Annotated in this window: 12 protein-coding genes; 8 read left to right on the top strand and 4 right to left on the bottom strand. The window is 51.1% G+C overall.

Going from position 1 to position 19977, the window contains the following annotated elements:
• Window positions 1-16: 16 nt before the first annotated feature.
• The 3 genes from ACTJJS_RS07685 to ACTJJS_RS07675 form a co-directional block, all read right to left on the bottom strand.
• Window positions 17-940: a hypothetical protein gene (locus ACTJJS_RS07685; protein WP_440663177.1), complete on the bottom strand. Its 924-nt coding sequence runs from the start codon at window positions 938-940 to the stop codon at window positions 17-19.
• Window positions 941-965: 25 nt separating this feature from the next.
• Window positions 966-5108: an RHS repeat-associated core domain-containing protein gene (locus ACTJJS_RS07680; RefSeq protein ID WP_440663176.1), complete on the bottom strand. Its 4143-nt coding sequence runs from the start codon at window positions 5106-5108 to the stop codon at window positions 966-968.
• A 169-nt stretch (window positions 5109-5277) separates the two neighbouring features.
• The gene (locus tag ACTJJS_RS07675; RefSeq protein WP_440663175.1) at window positions 5278-6438 is read right to left on the bottom strand and encodes a GDSL-type esterase/lipase family protein; all 1161 of its coding nucleotides are present in this window, start codon (window positions 6436-6438) and stop codon (window positions 5278-5280) included.
• 321 nt (window positions 6439-6759) lie between these two features.
• On the opposite strand from ACTJJS_RS07675, the gene ACTJJS_RS07670 reads away from it, so the two are divergent.
• The 7 genes from ACTJJS_RS07670 to ACTJJS_RS07640 all read left to right on the top strand — a co-directional run bounded on the left by ACTJJS_RS07670 (window position 6760) and on the right by ACTJJS_RS07640 (window position 17350).
• On the top strand, window positions 6760-7359 hold the full coding sequence (locus ACTJJS_RS07670; protein WP_440663174.1) for an RNA polymerase sigma factor: 600 nt from the start codon (window positions 6760-6762) through the stop codon (window positions 7357-7359).
• 167 nt (window positions 7360-7526) lie between these two features.
• Complete coding sequence (locus tag ACTJJS_RS07665) at window positions 7527-8684, top strand: FecR domain-containing protein (protein ID WP_440663173.1); 1158 nt, start codon at window positions 7527-7529, stop codon at window positions 8682-8684.
• A 242-nt stretch (window positions 8685-8926) separates the two neighbouring features.
• Window positions 8927-12322 (top strand): TonB-dependent receptor, encoded by a 3396-nt coding sequence (locus ACTJJS_RS07660; RefSeq protein WP_440663172.1) that lies wholly within the window; start codon window positions 8927-8929, stop codon window positions 12320-12322.
• A gap of 17 nt (window positions 12323-12339) precedes the next feature.
• Window positions 12340-14265 carry a RagB/SusD family nutrient uptake outer membrane protein gene (locus tag ACTJJS_RS07655; protein WP_440663171.1) on the top strand — a complete coding sequence of 642 codons (1926 nt, stop codon included), beginning with the start codon at window positions 12340-12342 and terminating at the stop codon, window positions 14263-14265.
• A 30-nt stretch (window positions 14266-14295) separates the two neighbouring features.
• A complete protein-coding gene (locus ACTJJS_RS07650; RefSeq protein ID WP_440663170.1) occupies window positions 14296-15501 on the top strand; it encodes a DUF5000 domain-containing lipoprotein in 1206 nt (401 codons plus the stop codon).
• Between the two features lie 18 nt (window positions 15502-15519).
• Entirely contained in the window at window positions 15520-16197 is a 678-nt protein-coding gene (locus tag ACTJJS_RS07645) for a DUF4998 domain-containing protein (protein ID WP_440663169.1), read from the top strand.
• Window positions 16198-16225: 28 nt separating this feature from the next.
• On the top strand, window positions 16226-17350 hold the full coding sequence (locus ACTJJS_RS07640) for a DUF4855 domain-containing protein (RefSeq protein ID WP_440663168.1): 1125 nt from the start codon (window positions 16226-16228) through the stop codon (window positions 17348-17350).
• Window positions 17351-17382: 32 nt separating this feature from the next.
• On the opposite strand, the gene ACTJJS_RS07635 is transcribed toward ACTJJS_RS07640, so the two are convergent.
• Window positions 17383-18702, bottom strand: coding sequence for a hypothetical protein (locus tag ACTJJS_RS07635; protein ID WP_440663167.1), 1320 nt, complete (start codon window positions 18700-18702; stop codon window positions 17383-17385).
• A gap of 125 nt (window positions 18703-18827) precedes the next feature.
• Here ACTJJS_RS07635 and ACTJJS_RS07630 point away from each other — a divergent pair, with 125 nt between their 5' ends.
• Window positions 18828-19919, top strand: coding sequence for a hypothetical protein (locus ACTJJS_RS07630; protein ID WP_440663166.1), 1092 nt, complete (start codon window positions 18828-18830; stop codon window positions 19917-19919).
• Window positions 19920-19977: the final 58 nt, after the last annotated feature.

The following is a 19977-nucleotide window of genomic DNA, read 5'->3' as shown; positions in this document are numbered from 1 at the left end:
GCTACGGCTTTCTTGTTTATGCATTGCGCCATATTTCCAGCAGCGAGTAGTTGCCGTCTGGTTCAAACCGGATCTTTTCAAATCCGGCCTTGGTGAATTTGGCTTTAATATCATCAATATGGGCAGTCCAGGCCTTGCCACTATCCATTATCCGAAACCATTGCAGGGTTTTGATATGCATGATATCGCCCAGGTGTTCCAGTTTGGAACAATCGGAAATATCCAGCCGTTCCAGTTTGGAAAGATGCTCCAGACCTTCCAGCGACACCAATTTCTTATTCCACTTGATTTCTGCGTCACAGAGCTGGCGATACCCTTTTAGGCCTTTAAAGTCCTCGTGTTTGCCCTCCATCCAGCCGGCAAACTGCAGAGAATCTGAGCCTGCCAGATTGAGTGTTTCTACGGCATCTGCCTTATAGAGGAAAAGGTTTTTCAGATGGTGGCATTTTCCGATTTCGGCGGGGTCCAGCTTTTTATTGCCCAGTGTAATTGTTAGTGTGGTAGAAAGACCCGGGAAGCTGTCTGCGTAAAAGTCAGACACCACTCTTCCGAGGTCCAGCAGCTGAATGTGTTTCAGCACAAGTGATTTATCCCAGTTCACTTTAGGCTTGTTATCGCTCAACACGCCCACCTGCAATGCTTCCAGGCTGGGAGGCAGATCTTCCGCCTTCAGATGTGGTACAAACCATGAAGGGATGATCAGTGTTTTGAGATGCGGCAGAGTAGCTACTACCGGTGGTATTTTAGTGGTATTAGTATCGTCAGGCCACAGCTCCAGGAAATCAATATCAGCCAGTTTGTTTTTTTCCACAGCACCCCATTCCAGGCCTCTGTCTTTGTATCCTTTGAACTTCTCTTTTTCCGCGGTATGCAGTGTTTGTCCCATTAGCCAGCGGGGTGTGCCCGAAGGAATAATTTTACCGATATAACTGATAGGCATTCCTGATTTATTTAGATTAAAACTTTTATTCAGTCCAGTCTGCGCCGGCCAGATCGCGTTCTCCCTGGAATTCTTCCACCCGGTGTTCTGCCGCTGCGCGGATGGAGTTTTGTGACCCGTTCATTTTAGGCACGTTGCCGTTTTCGTCCATTACTTCCTGCTCAAAGCTTCGCAGCACGTGGTTTTTAGCTCGCCCTTCGGCGATAGGCACCTGACTGAGATCTCCCATATCCACTTTTTTGATGGTGAGCGTTACATCATCTCTCATTTTACCATCGGCATCAAACAACATCTCCGTCGCCTTTTTGTGTTTCTTTTCTCCACTGGCCAGCCTTTCCAATAAATTGTCAGCCGATCCGGTGTATACCTTTCCATCATGTTCGATATGATATACCCCCGGACCTTCCGGTACGCCTGCCGCCCTCAGTTGCGCCTTGCGGCATTCCAGGCCAAACGCATCGATGAAGGCATTGGGATCTTTTACGTAGGCGTACAGGGTAGCGCCATTTCCCAACAGTCCCAGTGGGTCCTGGCTGATGTACTGCCCTTCTTCCGGGCTGTAATAACGGAAACGGTTATAGTACAAACCGGTCTCTGCATCTTCATACTGTCCCTGAAAACGGAATGGTATAAAGTCCTTAGCTCCTTCGAACTTACGCACATTCCCATAAATATCCAATTCAGCTGCCCATATTTTCGTACCCTTGCTGTCATAGGCTTCACAGGGGGTTCCCAGATGATCTGTGATAATAGTGTACCGGCCTGTTGCCGTGAGTTTAGCCGCAGGGCACATCGTTCCCTCATCAAACACCCAGGTGACAAGGCTTTCCGGTGGCACTGGCTCAGGACGGTCTATTACCAGTTCTCCATATTCGTTGATCGCTGACACCGGTTTTTTAGACAGCGGATAAGACCATTCATGCAATAATTTGTTTGTATCCCAAACATACCGGGTGACCTGTCCGTTAAAAATCTTTTCTGTTCTGCGGCCCAATGCATCATACCGGAAAGAAACTGTTTTCTGGTCCGGGCGCAGCACTGTTTTCAACATACCATTGGCATACCAGTCGTACTCCCAGGTTTCCGGTGAGCCTGATGCGGTGACTATCTTTTTACGCAGATACCCTTCCTGATCGTAGGTGAAGCGGGCAGTGTCTGTTTCCTGTAACCTTCCACCGTCACCGTATTTACGGTCCTTCCGTGTTTGCGTTTTATACAGGTTGCCACCCTTGTCGGGCAGACGGTAATCGTAACTACCATCTTCATATTGTGCCCAGACGAGGTAAGACGATTCATCATAACCATAATTGACAGTTCCCCGTGTCCGTGCGTCCAGCAGCTGTTTAAGCCGTTGGTTGGTGTCCCAGTGGTATTGCCGGTGCCGGGTGATGTTTCCGTTACTGTATACCTGATGAATATCCGGTGTTCCTGCAGCGGATGAACCGGGATGGTAAGTCCAGCAGCTCTTAACGCCTCCCGGTAATATGCGTTCTGTTTCCAGGCCCAGCAAATTACGCTGGATATGCGCTATCCATGGATCATTGTCCGTTGTGTCAGCCGATATGCCCGTGAGCGCGCCAAAGCTGTCCCACTGCATTTTTATATCTGCGCCCAGACTGCTTTTCAGTGCTATCCGTTTACCGTCAGTATTATAGCGGTTGTTAATGACGCAACCGTCTTGCCACTCTGTGATGATATTGCCGACACCATCTCTTTCGAAACGTACCACACTATTGTTATTGGCAGCCTCAATGATTTGGCCGTTGCGGTTGTAGTTGAAAGTCTCCCAGCTGCCATCGCTCCACTCCACACGCGACAAATCCCCGTTGACGCTATATTCAAAACGCGTCCACTGGTTACCCGGCCGATGCACCTGAACAACACGGCCGGCACTATCACGTTCAAAGCGGCGGACCACTCCGTCGAATCCGGTTTCTGACACCACCTGCCCTGCAACGTTACGGGCAAACCGGTAAGTTTCTCCCTGTGCGTTCACGATGGCCATCAACTGTTCATCGCGGTTATAGACATAATGGGTCTTTTTGCCGTTTTCCTCGCGCTTTTTCAGGCTGCCCAGCGCAGTGTATTCATAATATACTTCATGCTGTTTATCCCTGGCCGTCACCACTTCTTCGTAAGCATTGTATTCCAGCTGAATATGATTTCCGTCCGGCAGCCATACATCCGTGGTACGGCCCAGTGCATCATAACGGAACCGCTGCAGCTCACGGAATGGATTGGTTACCGTCAGGCATTGTCCCCAGGCGTCGTAGCTCCACTCACTGTGGGAACCATCGGCCATCGTCACACTTTGTACGTTGTAGTCCTCATCGTAGGTGATAGTGGTAGCACTATCGTTTTCTTCCTCAATACGTCTTAACAAATGTTGTTCATTATACCGGTAGATCCGTATGCGCCCATCTTGTTCTGTGATGGTATGCAAGAGGCCGGAACCGGCATAATAAATAAAAGTACGGCTGTTCCCTTCGGCGTCGGTGACGCTGATTAGTTTGCCCTGCTCATCGTAGATAGCCCTTGTTTCCGACCCATCCGGTTTTACCATACCCGTTTTCAGTCCGTTGTCATCATACGTATAGCCGGTAACGTTACCTTCCGCATCAATTACCCGGTAAATTTCCATGTCGGGCGTGTATTCATAAAATGTGGAATTGCCTAAAGGGTTTTTTATCTGATGTACTACAAAATCCGGTGTATAATAATAGGTGGTGATGTGTCCCTGTGCATTGGAGACTTCGTTATAGCCTGCTTTGGGGTTATAAGTAATAAATCCTTCCAGTACGCCGCCATCGCCGAAAGAATGAATACAGCGCTGTTGCCGGTCATATTCCCAGTAAAACGAAACTCCATCGCGGCCGGTCTTCTTCACCATCAAATGGTCACGATAGGTAATATGGGTGGTCTGGTCCAGCGCGTCCGTAATGGTCAGCAGGTCGCCATTTTCGTTATAGGCATAACGCACCAGTACTTTCTCTTCCCCACGATGACGGCCGGTGACACTGAGGATACGGCCCCTGTCATCGCTGGTCATTAGCAGATGCCTGCCGGCGCTGTCAATAACGCGCAACAGATGGCCGGACGCATTGTAATGGAAACTTATCAGAAAACCGCTTTCTGTACTGATGCTCATCAACCGGTATTGTTCGTCCTGCGGATGTATCTTACGGAAGATACAGGTATGACGGTTATCCTGTTGGAACAATGCAAATTCATCGGAATGGGTACGTGTAAGTTGCAATCTTTCATGCCGGTTGTAATCCGTATCACCGGCAAAGGGCAGCATGTCAAATACAGCAGTGCGGCCATCTCCCAATAATACTGCAGTAGCGCCTTCATTCGGCAATTCCTGCAGCCGCATGTCATATTTCAGATGGGTGCCATGCCCCAGCAATCCTTCAAAAGGACTATCGCTATTCCATGATCGCTCCCATTTCAATGGGATAGGCCCGGGCAACTCAAAGTCGGTATAGTCGTAAATAACAATGCCCTGCACCAGGTCCACCGGTTCCAGTCCTTTTTTACACAGGAAACTGCTGAGTTTATTGCTGCCTATTTTTTTCTGTAGTTTATTGTTAAACTTTGTCAATGCCTTTTTTCCCAGTTTCCCGGCACCTTTCATCAACGCCCCGAAACCAAACGACATAATGAGGTTCAACAATACTCCCGCCCAATCCGGCACAAAAGGCCCTCCCACCATTACCGGTTTCCCGAAAGACAATGGAATAGCATAAGAGGTTGGGAGATACAGGCTGGGGATGGGAATAAATTTTTTTCCCGGCTGCAGTGACAGCGGCATCCCTATATCGTTGCAGGTCATCAACATATGCCCGGATGGGCTCATCAGGTTGCCTTCCACCTTTACTTTTTTGCTGCCGAAAAAATTCACCGAATCATGCCCTATCATGGGAGCCAACAAAAAAGGGCCACCCATGGGAATATGAAAGAGAAATACCAGCATTCCGCTGGTGTCGCTCTTTCCTCTTGGTACATGATTAATCTTTGTAGAAGCCCCCATAAAGGGGATGTAGTCCATGGGGTCCACCACCAGCCCTATATACGGATGAGGCAGCGGCACAGGAAAACCTAACAGGATAACAATGTGAATATCCAGCCCCAGGACGGGCGTAAAGTGTTTATTTGTGACTAACATCGATATGGTTTGGGGGCCACTTTCAGCTGACCGGATTGAACAAAATGGTTTAACCTGACTCTTATGTATAAATATAAGAAATCCTAACCAGGATTGGTACGTCCGGAGTAACAAATTAACTATCTGATGATATAAGCAATTTCCCCTGTTTACCTGAAAATATAAATTTTCACCGGTTAACCAGAAAATGAACAATACGACAGACACTGCCTGGCGTAGTCGTTATTTTCAGTGTATGCGTCCCCGTAGCCAACCCGTCGCCCAGCACCAGGTACCATGGCAGATAAAGGCTGCGGCTCCATTGTGTGCGGGTATCCAGCTGTTGCTCCGCCTGGCCGTCAATACTATACCGGATAATACCCGCATCGGGACCTGACAGCAGCGCCACGCCCACCGCGCGGCCGGTGAAAGGCAGCTCCAGAGAGGCCTCCGTAGTGCCGGACACCAACATAGGCACTTGTACAAATCCAGGGCGGGTATGCACCTTGTCTGAGGGTTTCCAGGATTCATCCACCACAAAACCTTGCAGATGATTGGCTATATGTACGTCCACGTAGTGGCCGCCGGCATAGTTGAACGGATCTGTCGCCCGCGGCATTTTCGCGGCCACTGACTTCTCCGGCACCGGCCTGTTGAACGCGCTGTCCAGCAACTGCCGGATGGTATTGAAATAAATCTCCTGTCCAAATGGCGACGGATGCAGGTCTTTAAAATCCTCCTTCCAGGAGAATTCGCCCGCATCAATACGGGTGGTGACTTCCTTCGCCAAATTGACAAACGGCAGCTGGTAACGTCGGGCCATCTCCTCATGCAGCGCCACTTCTGCCGGTATTTTCCCGGCGCGGTAGTCCGTCATTTTATCTTCATCCACGAAAGCCATCAGTACAATATTCATACGCGGATTAGCCGTAAGCGCATGGCGAATAATACCTTCCAGCGCCCGGCGCTGCATCGTTGCCGGCGTACCATTCACCTTGTCATTCACCGCTGCTTCCACAAAGAGCAGGTCCACCTGGCCTTTGTCCAGCACGTCCTGCTGTAACCGGAAAGCATGCGGCAGACTGCCCAGCGAAGGGATACCGGCATTCAGCAGGGTGAAAGCCGTGGCCGGATATGTACGGGCAAGATAATCCCCTACCCTGCCGCGCCAGCCTTCCATATTGGTAATGGAACCGCCCAGAAAAGCCACCGTAGCCTGCTTACGGGCACTGATCCGGTACCAGGCATTATCAAGGTTGCCATAGCGGACAATAAAAGCTTCACTTTTTAACTGTGCCCACGCAGGAAGCATGGCCACTAATGATAACAATAGCAGAAATATTTTTTTCATAACGGAACATTCTGCCGCCAAGATAATCAATCAATCCCAGGGCTAAGGCCCTGGGCTACATTTTGTGGATGTTCTCTGATGTAATACTTTGTCACATAAGATTTTCTATTGCAGTCCGAAGCTATATTCTGTGGCCATTTCTCTTTGCAGAAGCACTTCCCGTTACTTTAGTACGCTGCAACCAGGCGAACCACTTATTGTAGCCCAGGGCTTTAGCCCTGGGAATTCCGGCATTTTTCTGAATTTGAATATTAATTTGATTTAGCTATCTTAAAGCTGCTAATGCTGCCAACAGCGATGATGTAATTTCATGGACCTGATATGAACAACCTGCCTGATGATGCTGCAATGATGACCGGCCTGTGCCAGGGCGACAGAGCGTCTTTTGTACTGCTGTATGAACAGCATGCCGGCGAGTTATATCGTTACATTTATCTTTTTATCCGTTCCCGTGAAGATGCGGAGGATATCCTTCAGAATGTTTTTACCCGTATCTGGATGAAACGGGAGACCCTGGGAGAAGTCCGTTCCATGCGCAATTTCCTCTTCCGTGTTGCCCGCAACCAGGTGCTCAATTATTTCCGCAGCGCCAAGGTGAAGATGCGGGTACAGAAACTGATGGCCACTGAAGATGCCGCCGAAAACGCCGACGCTGGCGAGCTGCTGCAATACAAACAATATTATGAACTGGCCAAAGACGCTATCAATAAACTGCCTAAACGCCGGCAGGAAGTATTTCGCCTGAGCCATGAAGGCGGACTCAATACGCACGAAATTGCCGACCAGCTGCATATCTCTTCTTCCGCGGTGAAACAACACCTCTATGCCGCTTCAGACTTTATCCGCGATTATTTGCAGAAACACGGCGATATCACCGCTTCCCTCCTGATTTTCCTGACACTCTTCGACAATTGTTGCTGACGATCGGCTTCTTAAAATCCGTCCACCCCACCTACTTATCTTGTAGGCATACTTTAAATACGATTTAGGTATCTCGCTAAGAATTAAAAAATTTTTTTTCTAACTGACCTGTCTTATTTTGGGAGACGCGTGTCTTACTAACAGCTGTGCAACCAAAATGTCGCTTTATGAACAATGAAGAAGCAGGCCTCTTCGTAAAAAGATATGCTGCCGGGACCGCCACCCCTGAAGAACATGCGGACTTTGAGCAATGGATATACGAACAACCACTACAGGAAGTACAAAGCCTGCTGGATGAATATACCCTGTTGCTGGAACAGCATCCTATATGGCTGCCTGCCAACCGGGAACTACTGGAACGCATGTTGCGTGAACTGGACCTCCAGCAACCGGCCAGGATAGTTCTTTTGCCATGGTGGAAAAGAAAACGTACGCTCGCCGCAGGCGTGGCCCTTCTGCTGGCCGCCACCGGTTATGCGCTGTGGCAGCAGACTGCTTTCCGCAAACAGTCCCTGATGGCGGCGGCAACCATTATCCCCGCCGGCAGCAGCCGCGCTACCCTGCAACTGGCAGATGGCACCACCATTGAGCTGGACAGCACCGGCGCGGCAGGGGCCATAAAGCCCAGCCACGTGTTGAAAATAGCGGCCGGGTTACTGCAGTACGATCCGCAGCAACAAACCGCCAACACCGTATTTAATACCCTTTCCACGCCGCGTGGCGGGCAATACCGGCTGCTGCTACAGGATGGCACACGGGTATGGCTAAACGCAGCTTCTTCGGTCCGCTTTCCGGTAGCGTTTAACGGTAACGCCCGTACGGTGGAAATCAGCGGTGAAGCATATTTTGAAGTGGCGCCGCAGGTGAACAAACCCTTTATCGTAAAAGCAGGCAACATGCAGGTCAACGTGCTGGGCACTCATTTCACCGTCAGCGCCTACCCGGACGAAAATCAGGTACGCACCACCCTCGCAACAGGCAAAGTGGCCGTCACCGCCGGCAATAACACCCTGCAACTGTCACCCGGCCAGCAGTCCGTACTGCCTAAAGGCAGCGACGCCTTCACCCTCCGCACAGTAGATACCGAACAGGAAATGGCCTGGAAAGACGGACGCTTCATTTTCAACGGCAACATCCGCGACATCATGCCGCAACTGGAACGCTGGTATGACATACAGGTGGAATATGAAGGCAATATCAGTAACCAGGCATTTATAGGAGATATTTCACGGAATGAAAACCTGAGCGAAGTACTGAAAATACTGGAGCTCACAGGAAACATACATTTCAGGTCGGTTAACAGAAAGATTATCGTATCACCGTAAAAACAGCATATCGTATCAACCAAAATTAACAACATGTAATTCCATCAGAACAGGATAACCGAAGAAAAACCCAGACGCGGTCGCAACGCGTCCGGGGAAGTATTGCCCGGTCTTAATCCTTCATCAGTGGACTGAATGAATTCTTAACACATTAAACCAAGCGTACCAAATTTATGCTTTTTAAACAAAAGGTCAAACGGGGTATGCAGGCCACCGGCTTGCCCCCCACAATTCTGCTGTTTATGAAACTGACGCTCGTCCTGATGATCGCAGCTACCTTACAGGCCACCGCCGGCGCCTTCGGCCAGCAGGTGACACTTCACCAGAAAAACGCCTCCCTGCTGGAAGTGCTGAAGTCTATCCGCAAACAAACCGGATGCAGCTTTATCGGCGACCGCCAGATGCTGCAACGCACACACGGTATAGACGTCACCGTGACCAACGCCACCCTGGAAGAGGCCCTGAAAGCCTGCATGAAAGAGCTGCCCCTCAGCTGGTCGGTGGTAGGCTCCACCATTATCATCCGCGAAAAGGAAACGCCCACGCCTGTACGTAACCCGGCAGTGGCAGACTCGACTATCGTTATCCGCGGAAAAGTTACTGACAGCAGCGGCATGTCACTGCCTGGCGTGTCCGTTACCCTGAAGTCAGACCCCAAAAAAGGTGTACAAACAGACGCAGGCGGTAATTTCACCATGCGCATGCCCACGAAAGATGTCCTCGTCTTCACGTACATCGGCTTCGACAAAAAAGAAATACCGGTGGCCCGTAGTGGTATCATCACCACTGTCCTGGACCCGGTAGACAGCAAACTGAATGAAGTGGCCGTAGTGGCCTACGGCACTCAGAAAAAAACCAGCATGGTAGGCGCTGTCACCACCATCAATCCTAAAGAACTGAAAGGCCCCACCAGCAACCTCACGACCATGATGGCCGGCAGGCTGGCAGGTGTGATATCTTTCCAGCGCAGCGGAGAACCCGGCCGCGACAACGCCGAGTTCTTCATCCGCGGCATCACCTCCTTCGGTAGCGGCAAGGTAGATCCGCTCATCCTCATCGACGGCATGGAAATGACACCTAACGATCTCGCCCGCATCCAGCCGGATGACATCGCAGGCTTCTCCATCCTGAAAGATGCCACCGCTTCTTCGTTATACGGCGCCAGGGGAGCCAACGGCGTTATCCTCGTTACTACCAAGTCAGGCCAGCTGGGCAAGACAAGGTTTAACGTACGCGTTGAGAACTCCACCTCTTCCAATACCCGCAACTTCAAACTGGCAGACAACATCACCTATATGAAACTGGCCAATGAAGCTGTCATCACCAGGGAACCGCTCACCACCAGGCCTTATACACAAAGCCAGATAGCTCATACTGCCGCCGGTGATGATCCGTATGTTTATCCCAACAATAACTGGATCAATGAACTGGTGAAGAACACGACCAACAACCAGCGCTACAACCTCAACCTCAACGGCGGCGTGGAAAGAGCGCAATACTATATCGGCGCCACCTACAACATCGATAACGGCGTGTTGCGCACCATCAACGATAATAATTTCAACAGCAACGTTAAAACACGTAACTACGAAATACGCTCGAACATCAATATAAAACTTACTCCTACTACCGACGCCGTGGTCCGTACTTCCGGCAGGTTCTCCGACTATAACGGGCCTATCGGAGGCGGTGGTGAAATATTCCGGCAGGCCATGAGCGCCACGCCCGTGCGCTTCCCGGCCTACTTTCCCGCCAGCTTCGCGCCCGATGAAAAACATCCGCTCTTTGGCAATATGAAAGCCGATGACGGCAGTTTCTATACCAACCCCTTCGCCAACGCGGTGTCCGGCTTCCAGCAGGAAACATCTTCCACGCTGATCGCACAGCTGGAACTGAAGCAGAATTTCAACTTTGTCACCAAAGGGCTGTCAGCCAGAATGATGGCCTATACCAAAAGGTACTCCTTCTTCAACATGAGCCGGAAATTCAACCCGTTCTACTACAGCGTCAGCATCGACCCGGAAGAAGGCCTCCGTGGCCTCACCCTGCTCAACGAAACACAAGGCACGGAATACCTGAACTACAGCCCCGGCGACAAGCAGGTGACCACGTTCACTTACATGGAAGCAGCAGTGAACTATGATAAAGTGATCAACGACCGGCACGCTATTAATGGTATGCTCATCACCATCCTCAACAACCAGCTGAGCGCCAATGCCGGCTCCCTTATTGCTTCGCTCCCACGCCGCAACCAGGGCGTATCCGGCAGGTTCACCTATGCATATGACGACCGCTACATGATGGAATTTAATTTCGGCTACAACGGCTCCGAAAGATTCGACAGAAACCACCGCTGGGGCTTCTTCCCGTCTATCGGCGGCGGCTGGACCGTCAGCAATGAGGCGTTTTTTTCCGGCCTGCTGCCTGTCGTATCACGGCTGAAACTCCGCGCCACATATGGGCTGGTAGGCAATGACCAGATCGGCAACAACGACGATCGTTTTTTCTATCTCTCTGATATCGATCTCGGTGGCGGTAACGGCTATACGTTCGGTGAGAATTTTACAGAAGGCAGACCCGGCGTCCGTATCAACCGTTATGAAAACAAAAACATCACCTGGGAGAAAGCCTACAAAACCAACCTGGGCTTCGAACTGGAGCTGTTTAAAACCCTGCACCTCGAAGCAGATTTTTTTCATGAACGCCGCACCAATATCCTGATGTCGCGCGCTTATATCCCCACTACCATGGGACTTTATGGCACCCCGCAAGCCAACGTCGGCATCGCTGAAGGCCGCGGCGTGGACATGACGATGGAATATAAACGCAACTTCGGCAAAAAGACCTGGCTACAAGTACGGGGCACCTTCACTTATGCCACCAGCAAAATACTGGTCAATGAAGAACCGCTGTACCCCGACCAGAACAAGTACCTCTCCCGCGTTGGTTATCCTATTGCACAAACGTGGGGCCTCGTGGCCGAACGTTATTTCGTCGATGAACATGAAGTGCTGAACTCTCCCCGGCAGAACTACGGCAAGTACATGGCCGGCGATATCAAATACAAAGACATCAACGGCGACGGTCAGATAACCGATCTCGACAGAGTGCCCATCGGTTATCCCACTACACCGGAAATCAACTACGGCTTCGGTTTCACCTTTGGATACGGCGCCTTCGATATTAGCGCGTTCTTCCAGGGCTCCGGCCGTTCATCCGTCTTCATCAACCCCGGCGCCATGGCGCCCTTTATCACCGGCCACTATGGCTCATCTCCAACAATGGACCAGCATGGCCTGCTGCAGGTCATCGCCGACGACCACTGGTCAGAAAACAACCGTGACCTGTACGCCTTCTGGCCACGCCTCAGCTACAGCTATCAAAACAATAACCTGCAGACTTCCACCTGGTGGATGCGCAACGGCGCCTTCCTCCGCCTTAAGACCGTGGAGCTGGGATATACCCTCCCGCCGCGGGGACTGAAACGCTACGGCCTCAGCCAGCTGCGCCTTTATGCCAACGGCTTCAACCTCCTCAGCTTCAGCAATTTCAAACTATGGGATGTGGAAATGGGAGGTAACGGTCTCGGCTATCCGGTGCAACGGGTGTTCAACGTAGGCGTGAACCTCGGATTCTAACGCTAAATATTTGTCACATGAAGAAAAACTTTCTACACAGCATATACGGAATAGTCTTCACCGCGGGCATGCTCACCACCGCCTGTAAAAAACCGTTCCTCGATATCGTTCCGGACAACGTGGTAACGCTCAAAAACGCCTTCTCCAATAAAACGGAAGCAGAAAAATACCTGTACACCTGTTACGGCTATCTCCCTGATGCAGGACCAGTTTCCAATATACTGTTCTTCGGCGCCGATGATATGTGGACCTATTATGAAAACAATTACTTCTATCAGTCGCCCTGGAAGATAGCCCGCGGCGAACAGAACATCGTGAACCCATGGGTGGATTTCTGGAACGGTAACAATCACGCCAGGCCTTATTTTAAAGCTATCCGCGATTGTAACATCTTCCTGGAAAACATGATGGAAGGTGAATCCTACAAACATATTTCCTATCTCAGCCCCGATATGCAGAAACGCTGGATAGCAGAGGTGAAATTCCTCAAAGCTTATTATCACTTCTACCTGTTACGCATGTACGGACCTATTCCCATCACCGATAAAAGCCTGCCCGTTTCCGCTACGCCGGAACAGGTAAAAGTAAAACGCGATCCTGTCGATAAAGTGGTGGACTACATCACCCGGCTGCTGGACGAGGCCATACCTGAACTGCCCGCCGATATCACCAACCGTGGCACGGAGCTGGGGCGTGTCACCAAACCCGCAGCACAGATGCTGAAAGCCAAACTGCTGGTACTGGCTGCCAGCCCGCTGTTCAACGGCAACCCGGACTACTCCGCTTTCAAAGACAAAGACGGTCAGCTGCTGTTTAATCCTGATTATGACGCCGCTAAATGGGAGAAAGCCGCCGCCGCCTGCGAAGCAGCCATACAAACCTGCGCCAGCACAGGCATCCGGCTGTATGAGTTCACCGATCCTTTTGTGAAGATATCCCCGGCTACGGCCACGCAAATGAGCATACGCGGCAGCGTCACCGAACGATGGAACACAGAAACGGTATGGGCGCTCTCCGGCCGCGTGGACAATGTGCTGCAAACCTATTCCATGGTGGACCGCATAGATCCCACCTTCCCCAATCCGACGTACCTGAACTCCTATATGGCGCCTACGATCAAGATGGCGGAGACATTCTACAGTAACCATGGCGTTCCTATCAATGAAGATAAAACGTGGGACTATGGCCGGCGCTATGAACTACGGACAGGCACCTACGCAGACAGGCTGAACATACAGGAAGGCTACACCACCGCACGGCTCAACTTCGACCGCGAAAACCGCTTCTATGCCTGCCTCGGTTTCGATGGCGGCCGCTGGTTCATGCAGAGCAATGCCTCCGATGAAAACGCCTGGAACGTGAAGGCCAAATTCGGACAGCCGCAGGGAAAAGTGTCTGATCAGTTCTACTCTGAAACCGGCTACTGGCCCAAGAAACTGGTGAACTGGAAATTTACGCAGACCAATAACGCCTATACCACCGAAAGTTACCCCTGGCCCGAGATGCGCCTTGCAGACCTCTACCTGCTTTACGCAGAAGCCCTGAACGAAACGGGCAAAGGAACGGAAGCCATTACCTGGATCGACAAAATCCGTAAACGCGCCGGCCTCGACGGAGTAGTTAACTCCTGGGCCAATTACTCCACCAGTCCGGGTAAATTCTCTACCAAAGAAGGTCTCCGCGACATCATACACCAGGAACGTATGATAGAACTGTGCTTTGAAGGATCACGCAACTGGGACCTGAGAAGATGGAAAAAGGCAGTCATATACGAAAACAAACCCGTACTGGGATGGGATGTGAACCAACGGGTGGCCAGCGAATACTATCGCCCCCGCGTGCTGTTCCAGCAAACTTTCGTAGCACCGCGGGATTATCTCTGGCCGCTCCGCGAATACGATCTCACCGTAAATACCAACCTGGTTCAGAATCCCGGCTGGTAAACCATCATCCTCTACTAATACATGCAACTTATGAAACGATATCTCTTCTTAATACTCGCTATCAGTTGGCTGTCCGCCTGCAAGGAAGAAATAATGAAACCTAAGCTCGATGACCCCACACCGCCGGAGAATGTAACGAAGATAACGGAAACGCCTACACCGGGCGGCGCCAAACTTACCTACGTATTACCTTCCAACACCAACCTGCTGTATGTGCTGGCGGAAGTCTCCACCAAACAAGGGCTGGTCCGTCAATTTAAGGCCTCCTATTATACCAACAGTTTACAGATAGAAGGCCTGGGCGATACTTCCCCCTACGAAGTGAAACTGTATTCCGTCAACAAAAGCGAGGTACGCTCTTCACCGGTGTCTGTCACCATACATCCGCTGGAACCGCCTTTCACGGACGTATTCAAATCTTTTGCGATGATCGCTGACTTCGGAGGTGTGAACCTGAAGTTCAGCAATCCATCCGGTTCCGAACTGGAAATAGGTTTCTGTGGCCCTGACTCCGTCAATAAAAAGCTTGCCTTGCTGGACACGTATTTCTCCGCCGCCAAAGACGGCAATCATACGTTCCGTGGCCTGCCGGCCGTCAAAGCCCGCTTCGGTGTTTTTATCCGCGACAAATGGGGCAACACTTCCGATACCCTGTTCCGGGAGCTGACACCGCTGTTCGAAAAAATGCTCGACAAGTCAAAATTCAGAGAGATCAAATTCCCCGGCGACGGCCCCGTGTATACGACCGAATGGAACATCGCCACCCGCTTCGTCTGGGACGGCAAATATTCCTCCACGTTCGACAGCCCCTACGACGGCAACGGCAACAACTGGCTTAACCTCTCCACCAACGGCACTACAGACGGCACGCCCATCCATGTCACCATCGATCTCGGGCAAACAGCGCACATCAGCCGTTTCCGCCTCAACAATTATTACCGCTTCATCAATAAAGCCATGCGCAAGTATGAACTGTGGGGCAGCAACAATCCATCCGCCGATGGCAGCTGGGACAGCTGGACCAAAATACTTTACTACGAACAGGTAAAGCCTTCCGGGCTGCAGGGTGAACAATACAACGACGCGGATGCCGAAGTATGGCTGCGTGGCGATATGGCCAACTTCCCCGACGGCATGCCTGCCTTCCGTTACATCCGTATCAAATGCCTGGAAAACTGGATGGGCAATGGCAATCTGTGTTTTTCCGAAATCACTTTCTGGGGAGATACCCAATAACGATCAAAAGTATACCACATGAAAAATCAATCCGTCTTATTATACCTGTTGTGGGGCATGATGATCTTCGCCAGCTGTTCTAAAATGGACGCTTACCTGGATATCGCCGGGCGGCAGGAAATATCCTACACCGGCCGCGTAGACTCACTGAAAGTATTGCCCGGCGATGGCCGGCTGCTGCTCACATGGCTGCTCATCTCCGATCCCAAGATCACCGGTATCACCATTTACTACAACAGCAAAAGAGATTCTGTGATCATGCCCGTCAAAAGAACACAGGGCATAGATTCCATGGACCACCTGTTCAGCAACATGCCGGAAGGCTCCTATAGTTTTGAAGTGTACACCTGGAACAATACCGGCTCCCGCTCTGTGCCCGCTTATATCACAGGACGTTCTTACGGCACTATCTACAAGAACAGCCTGCTGAACCGCGCGCTGACCAACGCCGTCATCAGTGAGGGCGATGCTGTGCTCAGCTGGGGACTGGCAGAAGAAACCGTTACCGGTATGGAGGTGACCTATACCAACAATGCCGGTTCCACTATCACGGTAAAGGAGCCGCGCACTGCCGGCAGCACCACATTGAAAGATTATAAGCCCGGCAGCAGTTTTTCGTACCGCACCTTATTCCGTCCGGACACGCTCTGCATAGATACGTTCTATACTACCGCCGTTACCCGGACACCACTATAACCATTATTCACTTTTAAACCGGCATATTATGTTAAAACTATCATTACTGTTGACAAGCCTGGCCTTCGCGGTATCTACGGCTTCTGTTACTACTTCCTGCCAGAAGGTACAAATGGTGGCATCTCCGGGGGGAGAAAAAAACACCGTCATGGCGAAGCCCAAGCCTCAGCCAGCACCCGTCTTCTATATTTCCGACCTGGCGTTGATCTACCAGGGTGGCATCCACCGGCTGCCCTGGACAAAAGACCAGCTCAGGCCTTACGTTTACCGCACCACCGGTACCGGTGCCACAGAATGGCTGTTCGATGGCTTCCTGTTCATCGAATTCACAGACGGCATGGGCCATGAGTATGCAGAAGGTTATGAGCCCACGCCCGCCGGCAAAACAGAATGGCAATGGCTGCTGGACCGCAACTTCGAAGCCGGGAAAGCGCTGCACGCCCTCGATGATGAACTGGACAGCCTCGCACAACTAAACGTGAAGCCTGCACGAAAAAGAAGGGTGGTATTAACACTGCCTGAACCTATCCGCAGCCTGAGCAACTGGGGCGACCTGAACGGCAAAACGCTCAATTTCGCAGACAGCGCCGACAGAGTGGCCGCCTGCACCTGGTTCGTGGAAACAGCCATAGCCAAATGGCAGGCAGCCAATTTCAAACATATTGAACTGTCAGGCTTCTACTGGGTAGCAGAACAAAATACCGGTGCGGTGGAGATACTGCCTACCGTGGCCAATATGCTACACAACAAACAACAACGTTTTTACTGGATACCTTACTACGGTGCCGCAGGCGCGGCCAACTGGCAATCCATGGGCTTCGATATCGCCTATCAGCAGCCTAACTATTTCTTCGATCTGTCGTCACCGTACTCTATCCTCACCGGTGCCATCAACTTTGCCAAAACCAATAAAATGGCGCTGGAAATGGAATTTGACGATCGTCTGATGACCCAGGCCGGCTATCGCCAGAAGTATACCGACTATATGAACGAATTCGGTAAAAGCGGCGCCTGGAAGAACCTTCCTGTGGCCTATTACGAAGGAGGCGGTGCCTGGCTGAAAATGTGCGGCAGTACAGATCCCGAAATAATGGGGCTGGTAAAAAGACTCTCTGACACAATTGTAGTCAGACAAAAAGCGGCAGGCAATTAACAGTGAATTAGTCTCGTCCCTCAGTCATACCTTCACAGTGCAAGCACCCGGTCATCCTGTATGAACCGGGTGTTTTTAATAGCGCCGGGGCCGAAGAACCTGTATTGCAGCCCTATAATATCTGTGGCTGCACCGGGGCAGTCCATTTCATATGCCAGTTTTTCGTTTACCCAAAACCTTAGTCGCCGGCCTTTTCCTTCCACTTTCAATGGCACCCAGTTGTCGAGGTCACAACCGAAGCCCGAGAGATCGGCTGCTTTGCTGGAAACACTGCTGCCACGGCCATACAGCTGCAAGTCGCCCACGCAGCCTTTGGGGCATAGCGGCACCACGATCACATCGTCCTTGCACAACAGCAGCACCTGCACCAGTTGACATGCAGCGCTTTTATCGTTCTTCGGATTTTTGATCATCGTTTCAAATACAAAATGATCGTTTCGTAGCGGGCCCATGTCCTGTACGTTCACAAAACGCACAGGCGCCGGTTCCGGCTGGTCATAGAGGTAGTATTGCTGTAACAGCGGTACGTCGACCGACAATACGCTGTCACGCTGAAATTCGTCTTTTTTGAAATACACCGGTACCGGCGATGTCTTTTCACACAAAGCCACCCAGCCTCCGGAAGTAATCAACAGATCATGCGTCTTTACGATCTGCTCTCCCACCATCAGCTTCGCTTTAAAATAACCCGGTGTGTAATAGATGGCAGAGTATTGATGTTTGTCTTTCGGCACGGCCACTTTGCGGCTTACATCCCATGTCTGGGCAATAAACACGGTGTCATCGCCAGCTGCGGCCGCATCATAGTTAAAGACAACAGAATTGGGCACGCCTTCGCTGACCATCTTGTTACTACTGAACTGATAGGCAGTAGTATTGATCTTTTTCACCGGCTGCCGGCCCCGCCACCACCATACAGCGCCGGCTATCAGCAACAATAACAGCACCCACCATGTATACCACCTGTGCTTTTTATCTTGTTGAGGGAGATCACTTGATATTGAATGATGATCTGTTGTGGATATATCTTCTTTAGGGAGATGATTTTCTGCGGATACGTTTTCCGCCACAGGAAGATCGGCCTGCTGTTTAAAATCCCGCCAGTCTTCATACCCGGCAAAACGTGCGATCGTGTTCAACGTCGTCATGGCCGGCATATGTTGATAGGAAAGTTTGCCCCACAGTCTTTTCAGCGTAGTCACGCTTAAGGATACACCCGTCGCTTCCTGTATCTCCACGCTGAGTTTATCAAAGTCGTACGTGGTCCATTCGCCGGAACATCCCCGTTTCAACTTTGTTTCCACCTGTTGCAGGCACAAACGTATATAGTAATTATCGGTATTGTTTTCCATTTAAAAACAGCTACTTACAAACTTGCACACACTTGCACCAACTTGTTGGCGCTTTGAATCGCCGTTAAGTTACTCATTATTCACTTTTGCCGCATGTGAATTTCAAATCCAAAAATCAACAGATCATGACAAGAAAAATCACCGGTATGGTGCTGCTGTTTATCAGTATGCAGGGAGTAGCGCAACAGATACCTTTAAAAGAAAACAGATGGGAATTTGCACCTGACAAAGTCCGGTTTCTGACCCACCGGGACATGCCTGCCATGCAACTGACAGCGCCCGACAGCCATGCCTTGCTGAAAGGCCCCGACTTCACCGACGGCACCATTGAATATGACATCGAACCACTAGGCGATGATTTTTCATCGATGTATTTCAGAAGGGCCGATGCAAAGGAAAAAGAATGCTTCTATATCCGCACTCCCTTTGCCGGACAGCCCCATGCGCCGCAAGGCGTGCAATACGCGCCCTTCATCGATGAAGTCAATCTGTGGGACCTGCTGTACCAGTTCCAGGGCAACGCCCCTTTCGACAAGGGGAAATGGAACCACGTGAAGCTGGTCATTTCCGGAAGACAAATGCGGGCATATGTCAATCATCAACCTGTATTGGCTATTCCTTACCTCGAAGGCAATACCGATCGCGGCGCCATCGCTTTCGGCGGGCAGGCCTATATCGCCAATCTGGTGATCAGGCGCGGCGACACAGAAGGGCTCTCCCCCGTCCCCGGCGTCGACCCTACGTTTAATGATCCCCGTTACCTCCGCAAGTGGCTGGTCAGCAAACCCGATAGCCTGCCGCACGAACTGAACATCCTTACCGGCCTCCCCAAACAAACCACCTGGGATACCATCACCGCCGAAAGACGCGGCCTAATCAACCTTACCCGTCAGTTCGGTAAAAGCCACACGCGCCGCATCGTATGGCTGAAAACCACCATCCAGGCCCAGGCTGCGGGCATGAAAAAAATCAGCCTCGGCTTCAGCGATGATGTATGGGTATACGTTAACGGTCAACCGGTGTACCTCGATAAAAACAGGTACGGCACACCGCTCGCGAAAGTGCCCGCCGGACGCTGCACTCCCGACAATACTTCCTTTTACCTGCCACTCAAAGCCGGCAATAATGAACTGGTGATCGGTGTGGCCAATGATTTCTTCGGCTGGGGCCTCATCGCCCGCATGGACGACCTGGACGGCATACAACTGGAATACTGATGCACCCTCCTTCCGCCAATAAAGAAGGCTGGCCTTTTACAGGCCAGCCTCACACAGC

The organism is Chitinophaga sp. 22308, from assembly GCF_052045305.1.
GTDB classification, from domain to species: Bacteria; Bacteroidota; Bacteroidia; order Chitinophagales; family Chitinophagaceae; genus Chitinophaga; species Chitinophaga varians_A.
This window is presented reverse-complemented; position numbering and strand designations above follow the sequence as displayed.

What these genes read in the sequence shown, in the direction of transcription:
- ACTJJS_RS07630 (WP_440663166.1), top strand. Translation starts at nt 18,828, where the DNA reads ATGACAAGAAAAATCACCGGTATGGTGCTGCTGTTTATCAGTATGCAG.
- ACTJJS_RS07640 (WP_440663168.1), top strand. Translation starts at nt 16,226, where the DNA reads ATGTTAAAACTATCATTACTGTTGACAAGCCTGGCCTTCGCGGTATCT.
- ACTJJS_RS07665 (WP_440663173.1), top strand. Translation starts at nt 7,527, where the DNA reads ATGAACAATGAAGAAGCAGGCCTCTTCGTAAAAAGATATGCTGCCGGG.
- ACTJJS_RS07680 (WP_440663176.1), bottom strand. Translation starts at nt 5,108, where the DNA reads ATGTTAGTCACAAATAAACACTTTACGCCCGTCCTGGGGCTGGATATT.
- ACTJJS_RS07650 (WP_440663170.1), top strand. Translation starts at nt 14,296, where the DNA reads ATGAAACGATATCTCTTCTTAATACTCGCTATCAGTTGGCTGTCCGCC.
- ACTJJS_RS07685 (WP_440663177.1), bottom strand. Translation starts at nt 940, where the DNA reads ATGCCTATCAGTTATATCGGTAAAATTATTCCTTCGGGCACACCCCGC.
- ACTJJS_RS07635 (WP_440663167.1), bottom strand. Translation starts at nt 18,702, where the DNA reads ATGGAAAACAATACCGATAATTACTATATACGTTTGTGCCTGCAACAG.
- ACTJJS_RS07645 (WP_440663169.1), top strand. Translation starts at nt 15,520, where the DNA reads ATGAAAAATCAATCCGTCTTATTATACCTGTTGTGGGGCATGATGATC.
- ACTJJS_RS07660 (WP_440663172.1), top strand. Translation starts at nt 8,927, where the DNA reads ATGAAACTGACGCTCGTCCTGATGATCGCAGCTACCTTACAGGCCACC.
- ACTJJS_RS07675 (WP_440663175.1), bottom strand. Translation starts at nt 6,438, where the DNA reads ATGAAAAAAATATTTCTGCTATTGTTATCATTAGTGGCCATGCTTCCT.
- ACTJJS_RS07670 (WP_440663174.1), top strand. Translation starts at nt 6,760, where the DNA reads ATGAACAACCTGCCTGATGATGCTGCAATGATGACCGGCCTGTGCCAG.
- ACTJJS_RS07655 (WP_440663171.1), top strand. Translation starts at nt 12,340, where the DNA reads ATGAAGAAAAACTTTCTACACAGCATATACGGAATAGTCTTCACCGCG.